Consider the following 13847-nt stretch of genomic DNA (forward strand, 5'->3'; position numbering starts at 1 on the left):
ATGGCTTCCTTCGATTCCATCGTCATCGGCGAAGACTGGATCAGCGAGCACTACTTCACCACCGACTCCACGAAGGAGTCCTTCAACGGCAAGGTGATGGAGCTGCGCAAGCTCTGGGACGCCGAGGCCAAGGAGGACCGCCCGACCGTCCGTGCCTCCCTGCTGGCCGCCGCCCGTGACCTGCAAACGGCCCTCGCCGGTCTCGCCGAGAACCCGGACGCAGCGCCCAAAGCGCACGCGCAGGTCCGGGCGGCCCTTGGTTACCAGGGTGAGCTGACCTCCTTCACCGCCGAACGCGCCGGGTCCGATCTGGAGATCCCCGACGCGCAACTCCCCGGCGTGCCGAATGTGCTCTTCCTCCAAGCGAACCCGGTCTCCGCCATCGAAGATCTCCTCGATCCCGAGACCGGCTGGCTGATCACGCCCGGCACCGAGGACGGCAAGCCGATCGAAGCCGTCTCCAAGGCGGTCTCCGCGGCCTTCCGCTCCGACACCCCGCCCGCCTTCATCGTCGTCCAGGCCGGCCAGTGGATACTCCTCGCAGAAGCCGAACGCTGGGCCGAAGGCCGCTACCTGGCCGTGGACATGCTCGTCGTCGCCGAACGCCGCCACGAGGCCCGCGGCGGCGAAATCGACCGCGTCGCGGCCATCTTCGGCTACCAGGCCCTCAAAGAGGATGCCGACGGCAATATCTGGTGGACCGGCGCCCTGGAAGACTCCGTCAAACACACGGTCGGCGTCTCCAAAGACCTGCGCGAAGGCATCCGCCTCTCCATCGAGATCATCGCCAACGAGGTCGTCCGCCGCCGCCACGAACGCGACCTCACCATGGACGGCATCGACGGCCAGGAACTCGCCAAACACTCCCTCCGCTTCCTCTACCGCATCCTGTTCCTGCTCTACGCCGAAGCCTCCCCCGAAATGCAGGTCCTCCCCACCGGCGCGGCCGAATACGAGGAAGGCTACGGCCTCGACCGCCTCCGTGAACTCACCCTCACCGAACTCGTCTCCCAGCGCGCCCGCACCGGCACCCACCTCTACGACTCCCTGAAGAAACTCTTCGACCTCGTCGACACCGGCCACACCCCGAAGACCCGCGAACACATCACCGACGACCCCGCCCCCGGCCTCGAATTCAACCCCCTGCGCGCGGACCTGTTCTCCCCCAAGGCAACCGCCCTCATCGACGAGGTAAGCCTCGGCAACGAAGCCACCCAGCAGGTCCTCGAACACCTCCTCCTCACCAAGGAAAGCAAGGGCCGCAAGGGCGCCGACCGCGGTTTCATCAGCTACGCCGAACTCGGCATCAACCAACTGGGCGCGGTCTACGAGGGCCTGATGTCCTACACCGGCTTCTTCGCCGAGGAGGATCTGTTCGAGGTAGCCAAGAACGGCGACCCCGAAAAGGGCTCCTGGGTAGTCCCGGTAACCCGCGCCGACCACCTCTCCGAATCCGACTTCGTCCGCGCCGAGGATCCGAATACCCACGAACTCAAGCCGGTCGTCCACCGCAAGGGCACCTTCGTCTTCCGCCTCGCCGGCCGCGAACGCCAGCAATCCGCCTCGTACTACACCCCCGAGGTGCTCACCAAGTTCGTAGTCTCACAAGCCCTCGAAGAACTCCTCGACCAAAACGGCACCCGCACCACCCCGGAGGAAATCCTCCAACTCACCATCTGCGAGCCCGCCCTGGGCTCCGGCGCCTTCGCCATCGAAGCCGTCCGCCAACTCGCCACCGAGTACCTGAAGCGCAAGCAGGAAGACCTCGGCAAGCGAATCGACGCCGACAAGTACCCGATCGAACTCCAGAAGGTGAAGGCGCACATCGCCCTTCACCAAGTCTACGGAGTCGATCTCAACGCCACCGCCGTCGAACTAGCCGAAATCTCGCTGTGGCTCGACACCATGGTTGCAGGCTTACAGGCACCCTGGTTCGGTCTGCACCTGCGGCGCGGAAATTCGCTCATCGGAGCTCGACGAGCGGTGTACACACCGAACCTCCTCGCAAAGAAAGCCTGGCTGAAGACACCCGCCACTGACGTCCCTCTCGACGAAGAGATCGGCACGGGCATTCACCATTTCCTGCTGCCCGCTGAGGGCTGGGGTGCGGTAGTCGACACTGCCGAAGCCAAGACTTATGCCCCGGAGAAGCGGGAAGAACTGCGCCTTTGGCGCAATGAGATTCGCAAGTCGCCAAGCAAGGCGATCATCAAGCGTCTAGCTGCCTTGGCTCAACGTGCGGAACGGCTGTGGGAGTTCACTTCACGTCGACTCGAGATCGCGGAGGCCGAGATCCGGCGAGACCTCCACCTGTGGGGCTCGGAACCGGTAGAACACACCCCAGTCGTAACCCGAGAGCAGATCGAGAACGTTCTCAATAACCCGAACGGCGCTTACCAGCGCCTTCGGCGTGTCATGGACGCCTGGTGCGCCATCTGGTCCTGGCCGCTCACCACCGACACCGAGCCACCGGACTGGGACACATGGGTCGGCGGCCTGGAGGCCGTTCTCGGCATCGCGCCGAAGGAAACCGCCGCCGAACGCCGCGGCCAGCTGAGCATAGGCCGCGACGCCAACTGGCAGGAACTCGACGTAGCTGAAGAGAACGACCTGCTGCTTTCCCAAGCCGCTGCCGTGGGCCAGGTAATCCATCAATTCCCATGGCTGGCCGTTGCGCAGGAAATTGCCGAACGCGCGGGCTTCTTCCATTGGGAACTCGACTTCGCACATGCATTTACACGAGGCGGCTTCAATCTGCAGGTTGGCAATCCGCCCTGGGTGCGACCAGGATGGGACGAAGCAGGAATGCTTGCCGAGGTCGATCCCTGGTGGCAGTTGACGGACAAGCCCGCCGAGGACGTCAAGCGCCGAAAGCGTGACGAGACATTGTCGCACACTGGAGCCCTAATTGCATTGCTCGATGAGCGCGCTGAGCAAGCCGGAGCAAATGAACACCTTGGATCCAGCATTTATCGGCCAGCGCTGACAGGGCTGCAGCCGGACCTATATCGGTGCTTCATGGAGCAAACATGGCGGTCAATGAAGCCGAACGGAACTGTCGCACTCATTCACCCCGACAGTCATTTCACGGAACTGCGGGCAGCCATGCTGCGACGAGAAACCTATCGAAGACTGCGGCGTCATTGGCAGTTCCGAAACGAGCTTAGCCTTTTCGAAATTGACCATCACAATATTTTCGGTATCCACATCTATGCGCAACCGTCTGCAATAAACTTCCTGCACGGGTCGACCCTCTATCATCCCGAGACAGTCACAAGGTCATTTCAACACGACGGTTCAGGCTCCGCACCAGGCATAAAAGATGCGGACGGAAGGTGGGATATTCGCCCTCATGCGGAGCGAATAATCCATATAACCGAGGCACAGTTGACAACATGGGCAAGCCTCGTCGATGAACCCGGAACTCCGCCAAGTGAAGCGCGCATGCTTTATCCAGTGAACCGCGCGAGCGAGGACGTGTTACAGAAGATTGCAATGGCGCCGAGGCTTGGCGATGTTGTAAAGAACTGGTCACAAGGGTGGCATGAATCCGCCGATCGAAAGAAGGGCTACTTCGAAGCCCGCTCCGCAGTATCGGATAACTGGCGGGGAGTGATACTCCAAGGTCCGCATTTGAGCGTAGGCACACCGTTATTCAAGCAGCCCAACGAGACGATGCGAAACCGGCTGGACACTTCCCTTATCGATCTCGAATCAGTCGGCGAATCATTCATTCCACGTACGAGCTACCAGATCGCTAGACCATACGATGAATACATCGCGGCATACCCTCATTGGAATAATCAACCCAGCTGCGACTACTTTCGTGCCGCATGGCGCGAGATGGCAGAAACCGGAAATGTCCGAACAATGCATTCCGCGCTAATACCACCCGGACCGACCCACGTCAACACAGTCCAGACCTTCACCCTGATTGATCAGCCCTCTCAACTTGCTTTCATTGTCGGCGTGAGTCACTCAATCGTGACCGACTTTCTAGTCAAGGTCATCGGCAGCGGGCACATCAAGGCTTCGACCTGGTCACAGATACCGTTTCCCTACGAGCACGCCCTTACTCCTCACTTGGTCCATCGCACACTGCGGATGAACTGCCTCGTCAAACCGTATTCCACGCTGTGGGAGGACCTGTTCGACTCCAGTTGGAAGCTGGATTCGTGGACCCCCCATGTCGGCGTGGATTACGCGAATCGCGCGCAACTGGGTGCGGTCGATCAGAAATGGAGTCCGGCTGTACCGCTTCGACGTGCAGCCGACCGTCGTCAAGCCCTAATTGAGATCGATACACTCGTAGCCATCATGCTCGGCATAACCGCGGACGAACTCGTCACGATCTACCGCACTCAGTTCCCCGTCCTGCAGAGGTACGAACGCGAGGCCCTCTACGATGCGAACGGCCGACAGCTTCCCACCAAGCTGGCTTCCGAGTACCGCAAGAGGGGTTCCCTGAAGCCGTCCGATCTCACCGTCGACGGCATCACATACCAGGAACCTTTCGTCGGCGTAGACCGCGAACGCGATATGGAGCTTGCGCACAAGCACTTTTCCGCGCTGCTGGCGGGGATGGAGGAATGACGTGATCCGGGAGGAGCACGGCGATCTGCTCCGGGCGGAGGCGGATGCGCTGGTAAATCCGGTGAATACTGTCGGCGTCATGGGTAAGGGGCTCGCCCTGCAGTTCAAGCGCGCCTATCCGGAGATGTTCCGGGCGTATGAGCGCGCGGCGAAATCCGGTCAGGTGCGTGTTGGTGAGATGTTCGCGTGGGAGACGGGGGTGCCGGACGGCCCCCGGTTCATCGTCAACTTTCCGACGAAGCGGCATTGGCGCTCGGCGAGTCGGCTTTCGGATATCGAGGCAGGGCTTGCGGACATGGTTGCCGTGATCGAGAAGCTCGGCATTCGGTCGATTGCTGTGCCGCCGCTGGGCTGTGGACTCGGCGGGCTGGACTGGGGTGAGGTCGCGCCACTGATCGAGAGGGCCTTGGGGCCCGTCGCGGACACGGTGGATGTGCTCGTCTACCCGCCCGCAGACGTCTCCGCCCGCAGTTGACTGCCGGTCTTGCCGAAACACGTGGCGAATCCTGCTGGAACGTTTCGGCAAGACCCTCCGATCTCACAGTTGCCCACGTCGACCGCAGAACCGGATAGAGCTCGCGCGCACAGGCTTTCACAGAATGGCCGGAACAGGAGAACACCTTATGCACAACAGAGCGGGCGGATGGACACCGTACCCGTTGTGGACGCCGTCCGACGGCTGGGCCGGGCAAGAGGTGGTCGGGACGCACGCGTACCTGAACAATGTGCGGCAGATGTTCGGCCGGGGCTTCGATCCCGCGGGCTCCGAGCTGAATCGGACGGTTCAGCTCATTCCGGAGCCGGAGAACCCGCATGATCGGAATGCGGTGTCGGTCCGGTGCGAGAGCGGGACGATCGGTTATCTGCCCCGCGAGGATGCCGCGCGGTTCCAGGCTCCACTGCTGGAGCTGATGAGTCAGGGGTATATCCCCACGGTGAACACGCGGGTGTGGGCGCGCGAATACGACGACTGGGACGACCACGGTCGCAAGATACGGACGCTCCATGTGAACGCGAACCTGTATATCGCGGACCCGGACACCATGATCCCCTGTAACGATCCCCCCGCGCAGCCGTACACGCTGCTCCCGCAAGGCGGTTCGGTGCAGGTGGCGAAGACCGCAGATCATTTCGATGTGCTCGGCCACTACCGGCCACCGAACGGCGTCGGCTCGCTGATCGTGACCATGGAGCCGATCGAGCAGCGCACCGCGCGAACTACGAAACGGCTGGCCGAGATTCGCCTCGACGGCGCGCACATCGGGCAGCTGACGCCCGCGATGAGTGAGAAGTTCCTCCCCGCGGTCGATCATCTCCTGGCGCGCGGGCTGACACCCGCGATGTTCGCGGTGCTCAACGCCTCCCCCGTGTCCGCGACCGTGTCGCTGCGGGCGCAGAAGGCGTTCGAGCTATCGCCCGAGGTGTTGAACGGGCCGCCCGTGACGATTCCCGCACGCGGCGTACCCCGCCCGGCGCACGCCATCGGAGGCGCCACAACGAATCCCGATGACGCGCCGGCCGTGGAAGTACAGACCGCTACGACGGCCATGGGCAGCCGGATCACCGTCACCGAATCCCCCGCCGACCGGGTCGTGACCGTATCCATCGAGTTCGCCCAGCCACTGACCGCATGGCAGTCGCGGACCGCGACCGATGTGCTCGCCACGGGACAGCGGCTGCTGACCTCGAGCGGATTACCAACTCAGGCACCGCAACTCACCGCGACCAGCCTCACCTCGACGGCTCCGCTCGACCAAGCCCAACCCTTCGTCGACGCATTGCTGGGCATCGACGATTCGGATTTCGGCGCGGCACAGGAGTTCAACACGCGATAGTCGTCGAATCAGCGGCCTGACATCCGTCCATCCGGCGATTCCATCGTGGTTCGACGGCCGATCGTCGGCTGCCTAGACTGGGTCGAATCGTCCGGCCTGCACGGCTTGGTTGAACCGGTCCCACGCCGGGCCGTCGAAGACCAGCACCGGGCTGGCGGTTCCCAGCTTCGAATCCCGCACGCCGACCTTGCCCCCGATCAGGTGGGCCGCCTCGACGCACTCGCCACCCGAACTGCTACGACTCGACTTGAACCAGATGGCTCCGGACAGTTCGATATTCACTTCCGATACTCCTTGGCTATCGACAGCACAAGCTGCCTGGTCGCGGTCTCATTCAACGCTACCCGGCTGATCTCAGCGAACGCGTTCCGATACTGCGTCACCTCGGTCTCCCGTTCCAGGTACAAGTCTCCTGCGTATCCTTCCACGTAGACCATCGGCGGCTCGGTCAATCCCGTGGCGGACAACTTCGGAAACTCCAGTAGCACAAACGATCCCACGCGCGAGCCAAGGTGCCCCGGAGCATCGAAGGGCACCACTCGTACCGACAGGTTCGGCTGCTGCCCAACATCTGCCAGTCTCTCGAGTTGGTCGGCCATCACACCCGGGCCGCCGATCTGATCCCGCAGAACCGTCTCCGACAAGACGATGTCCACCATGAAATCGGGCTCCTCGAGTCGAGCCTGCCGCCGCACGGCCATTTCGACGCGCTTCTCAACCTGGTCGGATGGTTTGCCGGGGTACTCAGTCCATGCAACGGCTCGCCGGTACTCAGGCGTCTGGAGCAACCCCGGAACGATGGCCAACTTCCAGACCGCTAGTTTGCTGGCACCGTCCTCGAGCCCCATGTAATGGTCGAAGCCAGCGTTCATCTCGTCGGCATATGCGCGCCACCAGCGGCCGCCGGACTTCTGGGTCGTCCGAACCTCGAGTGCGAGCTCCAACAGCATTGACCTTTCCGGGTCGGTTGCCGCATACGCGTCGCACAGCGCGTTGATGTAGAGGTCGGAGACCTTGGTCGGCAACCCGTCTTCCATCCGCCCGATGGTCTGCGGTGATACCCCGATGACCCGACCTGCGGCGGACTGGTTCAACTTCTTCGCTTCTCGTAGACGCTTCAACTCCCGGCCCAAGGCTCTGCGGGCGAGCGTCGATCCGGTCCCCATCTCGTTAGCCTCACTATCGGATGCACTGGATTATGGAAAGCCCTGCCGTGGAAACACCCGTGCAGAAAAAGCGGTGCTACTACGACCCGATCGCGCGTTTTTCGATTTCAAACGAATGTGATTGGGAGTGTACTTGCCGTATTCCACGGAGACCGGGAATCCGGTCGGCCCGAACAGAATTGACCGCAGAGAAACGTTGGGGAGGTGACCCGAGATGCTCGACCTGCCGCCGATCAACCATGCCAAGGTGTCCGAATCCACGCTGACGACACCGCGCGCGCATCGAATCATGCAAGAGCACAGGCATTGTCCGATCTCGGTCTGCGCGGCGAAGGCGCAGGCCAGACAGAAACTGATCGCAGCGGGGAAACTGGTGCCCGCCGATGCCCCGCACATCGGGAGCTGAGCCGATGCTTGACAATCCTTCGTTCCATCAAATGCCCGACTATCCGGTTTTGAATCTCGAAGTGGCACAGCATGCTTTGAACCGGCATAAGGACTGCCCGGACGATTGCGAGGCGAAGCGCTATTTCAGCGACCTGGTCCCGTACCTGAAGCGCGGTCACAGCACCTGGAACATCTGGTCGCCACGCCGGTAGCGGCGGCCGCACCCGCTCCACAGCGAACCACCAACGGTAAGGCAGGACAATGATCGGAGAATTCACCTACCTCATGCTCGGCACCGGAATGGGAATCATCCTCGCCTGGCTGAGCACAGCGGTCCGCGGCGCCGGGCACGCCGCACGGCTCGAGCGGGGAACCACCGTCGCCGAAATACAGGCCCGCCTCGAACGGGAGGACCGCTACCGGCGGGCCGCCGCGACCGGCCGACACTGCACATGACCATCGTGGATCGGCCGAACCCGGTCCCGATGGTCCCGCACAACGGAGGCCGATCGAGATCAGTGCCGCCGGTGATGATCTCACCGCCCGACCGACTCGACGTGGCTACGCTGGGACGGGTGGATGGAAGCACCAGCGGTCCACCGGAGGGCCAGCGCCAACGCGGTGGACGATCACCCGGTAGACAACCATCCGGTGAGCGACCACCGGACGGCCAACCGCCGGACAGCGAACCGCCGGGACGACGGCAGGACCCGGCGCGACCGAGCATCATCGAGCTTGGGCCGGTATGGATTACGGCGATCGCCGCATTGATCACCGCGCTGGCCGGCGCCGGATTCTTCCTCGGCCGCGCGACGGATAACCGGTCGGAAACAACCGCCCAGCCCCCGCCTACCACGGTCACCCTGGCACCCTCGGTGTATCCCACCGCTCCCGCACCCAAGGCCGTGGATCCGACCGGCGCGGACACTCCGGACGATGCCCGAGCAGGCATGCTGATCGCAAGCTGCCCGGCCGTGGATTTACCTGTCGGACAATCGATGATCGTCAAGCCGCTGCCGCAGTGCCCCGCACCCGGCGATGCGCACGGAACCGGGATCTCGCTCGCCGTGACCGGCGTGACTTATGCGCAACTCCACGTGCAGGGTGCGACTCGTCAGGCATTCTTCAGCGGCTCGAATCCATCGTATGACGACTGTCAGAACGCCAGTCGCTACATCAATGGATCCTTTCTGGACGCAGGCGATTTCGTGGGCCAGTCCATCTGCGCCACTGCGTCCAGTTTCATGGTCGCCATCAGGGTTGTCGCCGTGGATAATTCGTTCGGGAGTGTCTCCCTGAGCCTGACGATCTGGCAGCGATGACCGCTTCGAGATCCTCCACCCGGTAAATGCGTCAGACCGCTGTGCCGCGGTTGGTGGTAAGCGGCGGAATGATGAGTAGGGAGTCCATCTCCTGACGTCGACATTTTTCGGCGAACTCGACTGCGCTGGCCGGGTCGTGCATGAACTTGTCGAAAGTGGACTGGTCGATCTCGTAATACTCTTCGTAGTCCACGATTTGAGCGCTGACCGGGATGGACAGATAGTGCTTTCCGGTCTCCTCTTCGATGCCGAGCGAGAACCAGTGGTCCCGGGACACGAACTTATCGTCGAATTTCATTTCGCTCCACCTGTCGTGACAACTGATACGTGGTAGTCGACGCCCGAAGTCATTCCGGGTGCGTCGATGATCGCCTCCCGGGCATCTCCGGGCAGTCTTCCGCCGGGGATCCATTGAGAGTTCGCGCCAGCCTCGTTGCCCGATGGTATCCGCAAGCCGTGCGCGTTGGGGTCCGGGATGTCGACGCGCACGAGGGTGTTGTTCTGCAGGAACCCGTCCTGGAGCCCGAGCGCCTTCTCGAGCGCCGCCCGGTCCCCTTTGGTCGCTACGAGCAGGGCGTCCGCCTCGGCCTTGGGCATGACGAATGATGTTCCGTCGCGCTGGCCGATACCGTATTTCGCCAGCCCCGTCTCGCTTTGGAAACGCACTGCGCCGTCCTCGAATTGGGCGAGGTGGTATTTGACGTAGTCGGGTGACAGGTACGTCGTGGGGTCGGGGCGGGAGCCTTTCGGGGTGGCGAGGATATCGTCCGCCACCTGCTGCGTCAGGCCACTGTCGGGTTCTCCACGGCGAAGAAACGGGAGCAGCTTGGGTCTTGCCGCGTCAACCCATTGGCCAACCTTGTCGGCGAGCGCTCGCGCCCGGCCGACGAGAGTCTCGGTGATCCGGGTCGCGATGGCGCGTGCCCTGGTCGCGAGGTTCGCGATGATGGTGGCGATGCGGCGGGCCTTCACCGCGATCCGGGCGGCCATGGCAGTGTTGCCGACAACCTCCGACAGGCCGGCGGTGACCGGTGCGAGCACGGCGAAGGCAACCTCGCCGGCGACGAACTCGACTGCGAATTCCTGGAGTTCTTCGAGGATTTCGTGATGCGCATCGTCGAGGTGCTGGGCATACTCACCGCAGGCGTCACCCACCAGCTGATAAATGTCACCGAGGTTGGTCAGGTCGGATTGGCGTTCGGTACACGCACCGATGGCCGCGGGGATCTCGTCGGATTGCTGGTTTTGCAGCAAACCCACAGCCCGGGGAACCCGGGCCGCCAGCAGACGATAGTCGGCAGCTGCTGTGTGCCAGGCTGTTTCAGCCGAGCGCAATTGGTCCTGATGACCGTTGGGCCACGCCCACCCCACCAGGTCTTTGACGATGGACCAGCCGAACGGCTCGGGGATGCCATCACCCGCTGCCGATGCCACGGAGTCGATCAGACAGGGCGTAGGCAGCAGCTGAGGTGGCGTCGGAGGTGACACGTTGCCGTGATCGGCGGCGGCCTCCGCGACGGCATGATTGTGAACCGAGATGGCGATCAGATCACGGGTCTGCCCGCAGGCGGTGGCGAGATGCCCCGAAGCCGACAGCGCCAGCCCGGCGGCCTGGTCGTAGGCGGCCGCCCATTCCTCTCCGACGCTGTCGCTGCCGGCCATACCCGCGTTGGCGGCCAGTACACCCACCAGACTTGTGTGCGTGGCCTGACCGTCGGTACAAATCTCCCCGAAAACCTCACCGGCGGAGTTGTATTCGTCGGCTCGGCAGAGAATCAGTGGAACGGTCACGGCCACATCCCCTGATTGGCGGGGCCGACCGCACCGTAGGCGCTGTGTGCGGCGTGTAGTTTGCCGCGCAGGTCACGCAGCGCCTCGCGCATCTCGGCGACCGCGGCGACGCGCTCGTCGTGCGCGGCCTTGTGCGCGACGGCAGCCTCGCCGGACCAGTCGACATGCAGTCCGTCGACGCGTTTCTCGATCTCGGCGATTCGGTCCTCGATGGCGGATTCGAGGGCAGCGGCGCCGTCGATCAGCCGCTGCAATCCGGTCAGGTCCACTCGGTAGTCGGCCACGGCTACACCACCGGTGGGAGGTCGAGGCTGGACCCGGCCGCCTCGATCGATCCGGCTCGGGCTCGGTCGGTGGCGGTGTATTCGGCGGCGGCCTGCCGCAGCAGCCCGGCATCGGTGCGGAAGGAGCCGACGATGCGGCGAGCACCGTCCTCCCAGTCGGTCCACGGATTCTCATGGGAGGTCGCGGCCGCACCCTGCCAGTCCGCGCCGAGGAACGCGCGAACTTCACGCATCTGTTTGTCCACCGAATCGGCGATCTCCCGCGCCAGCTGGTCAAGCTGGTCCGCGGTTGCTCGGAGCTCCACCGGGGTGACAGCAACCTCTCCTGCCATACCCAAGAGGCTAACTTCCAGCAATCACCGGTTGCGAGTCGGGTAAGACTCCGCTGAAGACCGCCGGTAAGCGGTCGCCAACTGGCTTAAGCCGCGCGGCGAGCGCCATATCGCCAGTGCATAGCCGGGGTTAAGTGCAGCGACCTAGGTTATGGTTGAGCGAACGACAATTTGCGGATGAAGGAGTGGCGTGACCTGGCCCCGACGGCGGTTCGAAGAGCCACTGCGGAACCCTCGCCCACAGCGAGGCGCCGGTCACACCAGACAGGTGGGATTTCCCACGCCCGCACCTGTTTCGCCTCGGGCGGGCTGATCGAATCGATTCGAAGTCCTGTCCGAATTTCATGACGTAGACAAGGAACCGAGGCGACCATGGGGGCCCTCCTACCGACCCTGCAGGCCAACCGTTTGCGGGAGGGATTGACCGATTACCTCGCTACTACTTTCGCACTCACCGATCCGGACGCGCAGGGCGCTCTGACCGACTTCGTCGGGCACCCGGTGTCGGGGATGTTCAAGGGGCCGTATGTGCGGCTGCGCCTGCCGTTCGCGTCGGCGCGCGGCAACTGGGGGATGCATCTGGACTGGTGGCCCGAGGGTTTCACGCCTTACGGCCACCAGGCGCGGGCTTTCGAACGGCTGTCGACGAAGTTCCAGCAGCGGCCGCAGCCGACCCTGGTCACCACGGGCACCGGCTCGGGTAAGACCGAATCGTTCCTCATCCCGATCCTCGACCATGTGATCCGGGCCAAGAAGGCCGGGGTCACTGGGATGAAGGCGCTGATCATCTACCCGATGAACGCGCTGGCCAACGACCAGGAACAGCGCCTGGCGAAATTGATCACCACGAATCCGGAGCTCGCGGGCGTCACCGCGGGCCTCTATACCGGTGAGCAGTCCTCCGGCGGCCGCACCATGGTCTCCGCGGACGGGCTGATCACCGATCGCAGGCTCATGCACGATTCGCCGCCGGACATCCTGCTCACCAACTACAAGATGCTCGACCATCTGCTGCTGCGGCCCGACCGGGCGGAGATGTGGCGCAAATCGGCGGATTCGCTGCAGTACGTGGTACTGGACGAGTTCCACACCTATGACGGCGCACAGGGCACCGACGTGGCGATGCTGTTGCGGAGACTCGGTCTGACCGTCAAAGCGCACTGGACCGAGGCATCCCCGGTCACGGCGGAGGACCGGGCGCGGCCGCTCGGGCGCATGACGCCCCTCGCCACCTCCGCGACCCTCGGCTCCAAGGCCGCGCCGACGGCAATGCTCGATTTCGCGCACACCGTGTTCGGCGAGACCTTTACGGCCGACACCCTGATCGGCGAAACCCGCCTGACGCCGCATGGAGTGGCTCGCCGACCGGGGCACCACGCTGGATGGCCTTTACAAACCGATACTCCCGCTGATCGAGACCGCTCTCCCGGAATTGGACAAGTTCGCCGCGGACTCGCCGTCCAATGCGGCGCTGACCGCGGCGGTGCTGGCCACCTTGTTCCGGCGCACCGAGAATCCGAGCGATGACCTGCGCCGCGCCGCTGCCGATCTGCGGATGCTCGAGCCCACCGAACAGCTGGACATGCTCAAGGGGCACGGCGAGGTGTTCGTCCCGCTGCTCACCGCCGCTGTCGACGCGGTATCGCTCGCCGACCTGACCGAGACGATCTTCCCCGCCGCCACCGCGGAGCAGGACTCCCCGCGCGCTCGCGCAGCCCGCCGGCGCTACCTCGACTACCTGTTCGCCGCGCTGTCGCACCTGCGCGCGGAGATCGGCCGCAGTGCGCTGAATGTCGATGTGCACCTGTGGATTCGGGAACTTTCCCGGATCGACCGAGCCGTCTCGAACGCCACCAGCTACCACTGGGCCGACGACGGCGCCGCCGAAGATCCGAGCATCATGTACCTGCCCGCCCTGTTCTGCAGGCATTGCGGGCGGTCCGGTTGGGGCGCTCGCCTCGCGCCGACCGGCAATTCACTCGACGTCTCCGACGAATCCATTCGCGCCCACCACGCTTCCGGCGGCGCCCGCTTCCGCGCGCTGATCTCGGCGCCATGGAGGCTCAACTCGGCAAGCAGGTCGAGGGCTGCGCTGGCTACGCATCGACGATCGCGAAATCAGTGACGAGGAACCGGA

Annotated in this window: 15 protein-coding genes; 9 read left to right on the plus strand and 6 right to left on the minus strand. The window is 63.7% G+C overall.

All coding sequences use genetic code 11. The features are described from left to right. The 3 genes from ACYQ5L_RS27265 (at position 1) to ACYQ5L_RS27275 (ending at position 6428) form a co-directional block, all read left to right on the plus strand. Entirely contained in the window at positions 1-4593 is a 4593-nt protein-coding gene (locus ACYQ5L_RS27265; protein WP_459961113.1) for an Eco57I restriction-modification methylase domain-containing protein, read from the plus strand. A 1-nt stretch (position 4594) separates the two neighbouring features. Continuing rightward, on the plus strand, positions 4595-5068 hold the full coding sequence (locus ACYQ5L_RS27270; RefSeq protein WP_459961114.1) for a macro domain-containing protein: 474 nt from the start codon (positions 4595-4597) through the stop codon (positions 5066-5068). A gap of 148 nt (positions 5069-5216) precedes the next feature. After that, positions 5217-6428, plus strand: coding sequence for an HIRAN domain-containing protein (locus ACYQ5L_RS27275; protein ID WP_459961115.1), 1212 nt, complete (start codon positions 5217-5219; stop codon positions 6426-6428). Positions 6429-6500: 72 nt separating this feature from the next. Here ACYQ5L_RS27275 and ACYQ5L_RS27280 read toward each other — a convergent pair whose 3' ends face one another. After that, entirely contained in the window at positions 6501-6710 is a 210-nt protein-coding gene (locus ACYQ5L_RS27280; RefSeq protein ID WP_459961116.1) for a DUF397 domain-containing protein, read from the minus strand. Further along, positions 6707-7594 (minus strand): helix-turn-helix domain-containing protein, encoded by an 888-nt coding sequence (locus ACYQ5L_RS27285; RefSeq protein WP_459961117.1) that lies wholly within the window; start codon positions 7592-7594, stop codon positions 6707-6709. Before ACYQ5L_RS27285 ends, ACYQ5L_RS27280 begins: the two co-directional genes overlap by 4 nt. Positions 7595-7808: 214 nt before the next feature. On the opposite strand from ACYQ5L_RS27285, the gene ACYQ5L_RS27290 reads away from it, so the two are divergent. From ACYQ5L_RS27290 to ACYQ5L_RS27305, 4 genes are read left to right on the plus strand one after another with little or no spacing between them, the layout of a single operon-like run. Then, the gene (locus ACYQ5L_RS27290; RefSeq protein ID WP_459961118.1) at positions 7809-8000 is read left to right on the plus strand and encodes a hypothetical protein; all 192 of its coding nucleotides are present in this window, start codon (positions 7809-7811) and stop codon (positions 7998-8000) included. A gap of 4 nt (positions 8001-8004) precedes the next feature. Further along, the gene (locus ACYQ5L_RS27295; protein WP_459961119.1) at positions 8005-8193 is read left to right on the plus strand and encodes a hypothetical protein; all 189 of its coding nucleotides are present in this window, start codon (positions 8005-8007) and stop codon (positions 8191-8193) included. A gap of 49 nt (positions 8194-8242) precedes the next feature. Beyond that, the gene (locus tag ACYQ5L_RS27300) at positions 8243-8437 is read left to right on the plus strand and encodes a hypothetical protein (protein WP_459961120.1); all 195 of its coding nucleotides are present in this window, start codon (positions 8243-8245) and stop codon (positions 8435-8437) included. Then, entirely contained in the window at positions 8434-9303 is an 870-nt protein-coding gene (locus ACYQ5L_RS27305; protein WP_459961121.1) for a hypothetical protein, read from the plus strand. The genes ACYQ5L_RS27300 and ACYQ5L_RS27305 overlap by 4 nt, the downstream gene beginning before the upstream one ends. A 31-nt stretch (positions 9304-9334) precedes the next feature. Here ACYQ5L_RS27305 and ACYQ5L_RS27310 read toward each other — a convergent pair whose 3' ends face one another. Genes ACYQ5L_RS27310 through ACYQ5L_RS27325 form a run of 4 tightly spaced genes read right to left on the minus strand, consistent with a single transcriptional unit; the run spans position 9335 to position 11710 of the window. Continuing rightward, the gene (locus ACYQ5L_RS27310) at positions 9335-9601 is read right to left on the minus strand and encodes a hypothetical protein (protein WP_459961122.1); all 267 of its coding nucleotides are present in this window, start codon (positions 9599-9601) and stop codon (positions 9335-9337) included. Then, positions 9598-11094 carry a WXG100-like domain-containing protein gene (locus tag ACYQ5L_RS27315; protein ID WP_459961123.1) on the minus strand — a complete coding sequence of 499 codons (1497 nt, stop codon included), beginning with the start codon at positions 11092-11094 and terminating at the stop codon, positions 9598-9600. Before ACYQ5L_RS27315 ends, ACYQ5L_RS27310 begins: the two co-directional genes overlap by 4 nt. Then, on the minus strand, positions 11091-11378 hold the full coding sequence (locus tag ACYQ5L_RS27320; protein WP_459961124.1) for a WXG100 family type VII secretion target: 288 nt from the start codon (positions 11376-11378) through the stop codon (positions 11091-11093). The genes ACYQ5L_RS27315 and ACYQ5L_RS27320 overlap by 4 nt, the downstream gene beginning before the upstream one ends. Positions 11379-11380: 2 nt before the next feature. Beyond that, complete coding sequence (locus tag ACYQ5L_RS27325) at positions 11381-11710, minus strand: WXG100 family type VII secretion target (protein WP_459961125.1); 330 nt, start codon at positions 11708-11710, stop codon at positions 11381-11383. 372 nt (positions 11711-12082) lie between these two features. Between ACYQ5L_RS27325 and ACYQ5L_RS27330 the strand changes: the two genes are divergently transcribed. Both ACYQ5L_RS27330 and ACYQ5L_RS27335 read left to right on the plus strand, forming a co-directional pair. Continuing rightward, positions 12083-13237, plus strand: coding sequence for a DEAD/DEAH box helicase (locus ACYQ5L_RS27330; protein WP_459961126.1), 1155 nt, complete (start codon positions 12083-12085; stop codon positions 13235-13237). Then, positions 13143-13835, plus strand: coding sequence for a hypothetical protein (locus ACYQ5L_RS27335; protein WP_459961127.1), 693 nt, complete (start codon positions 13143-13145; stop codon positions 13833-13835). The genes ACYQ5L_RS27330 and ACYQ5L_RS27335 overlap by 95 nt, the downstream gene beginning before the upstream one ends. Positions 13836-13847 lie beyond the last annotated feature (12 nt).

The sequence above is a fragment of the Nocardia sp. IFM 10818 genome (assembly GCF_054655275.1).

Excerpts from the sequence above, each read along its gene's own strand:
- ACYQ5L_RS27265 (WP_459961113.1), top strand. The coding sequence starts at position 1 with ATGGCTTCCTTCGATTCCATCGTCATCGGCGAAGACTGGATCAGCGAG.
- ACYQ5L_RS27275 (WP_459961115.1), top strand. The coding sequence starts at position 5,217 with ATGCACAACAGAGCGGGCGGATGGACACCGTACCCGTTGTGGACGCCG.
- ACYQ5L_RS27285 (WP_459961117.1), bottom strand. The coding sequence starts at position 7,594 with ATGGGGACCGGATCGACGCTCGCCCGCAGAGCCTTGGGCCGGGAGTTG.
- ACYQ5L_RS27290 (WP_459961118.1), top strand. The coding sequence starts at position 7,809 with ATGCTCGACCTGCCGCCGATCAACCATGCCAAGGTGTCCGAATCCACG.
- ACYQ5L_RS27295 (WP_459961119.1), top strand. The coding sequence starts at position 8,005 with ATGCTTGACAATCCTTCGTTCCATCAAATGCCCGACTATCCGGTTTTG.
- ACYQ5L_RS27300 (WP_459961120.1), top strand. The coding sequence starts at position 8,243 with ATGATCGGAGAATTCACCTACCTCATGCTCGGCACCGGAATGGGAATC.
- ACYQ5L_RS27305 (WP_459961121.1), top strand. The coding sequence starts at position 8,434 with ATGACCATCGTGGATCGGCCGAACCCGGTCCCGATGGTCCCGCACAAC.
- ACYQ5L_RS27310 (WP_459961122.1), bottom strand. The coding sequence starts at position 9,601 with ATGAAATTCGACGATAAGTTCGTGTCCCGGGACCACTGGTTCTCGCTC.
- ACYQ5L_RS27325 (WP_459961125.1), bottom strand. The coding sequence starts at position 11,710 with ATGGCAGGAGAGGTTGCTGTCACCCCGGTGGAGCTCCGAGCAACCGCG.
- ACYQ5L_RS27330 (WP_459961126.1), top strand. The coding sequence starts at position 12,083 with ATGGGGGCCCTCCTACCGACCCTGCAGGCCAACCGTTTGCGGGAGGGA.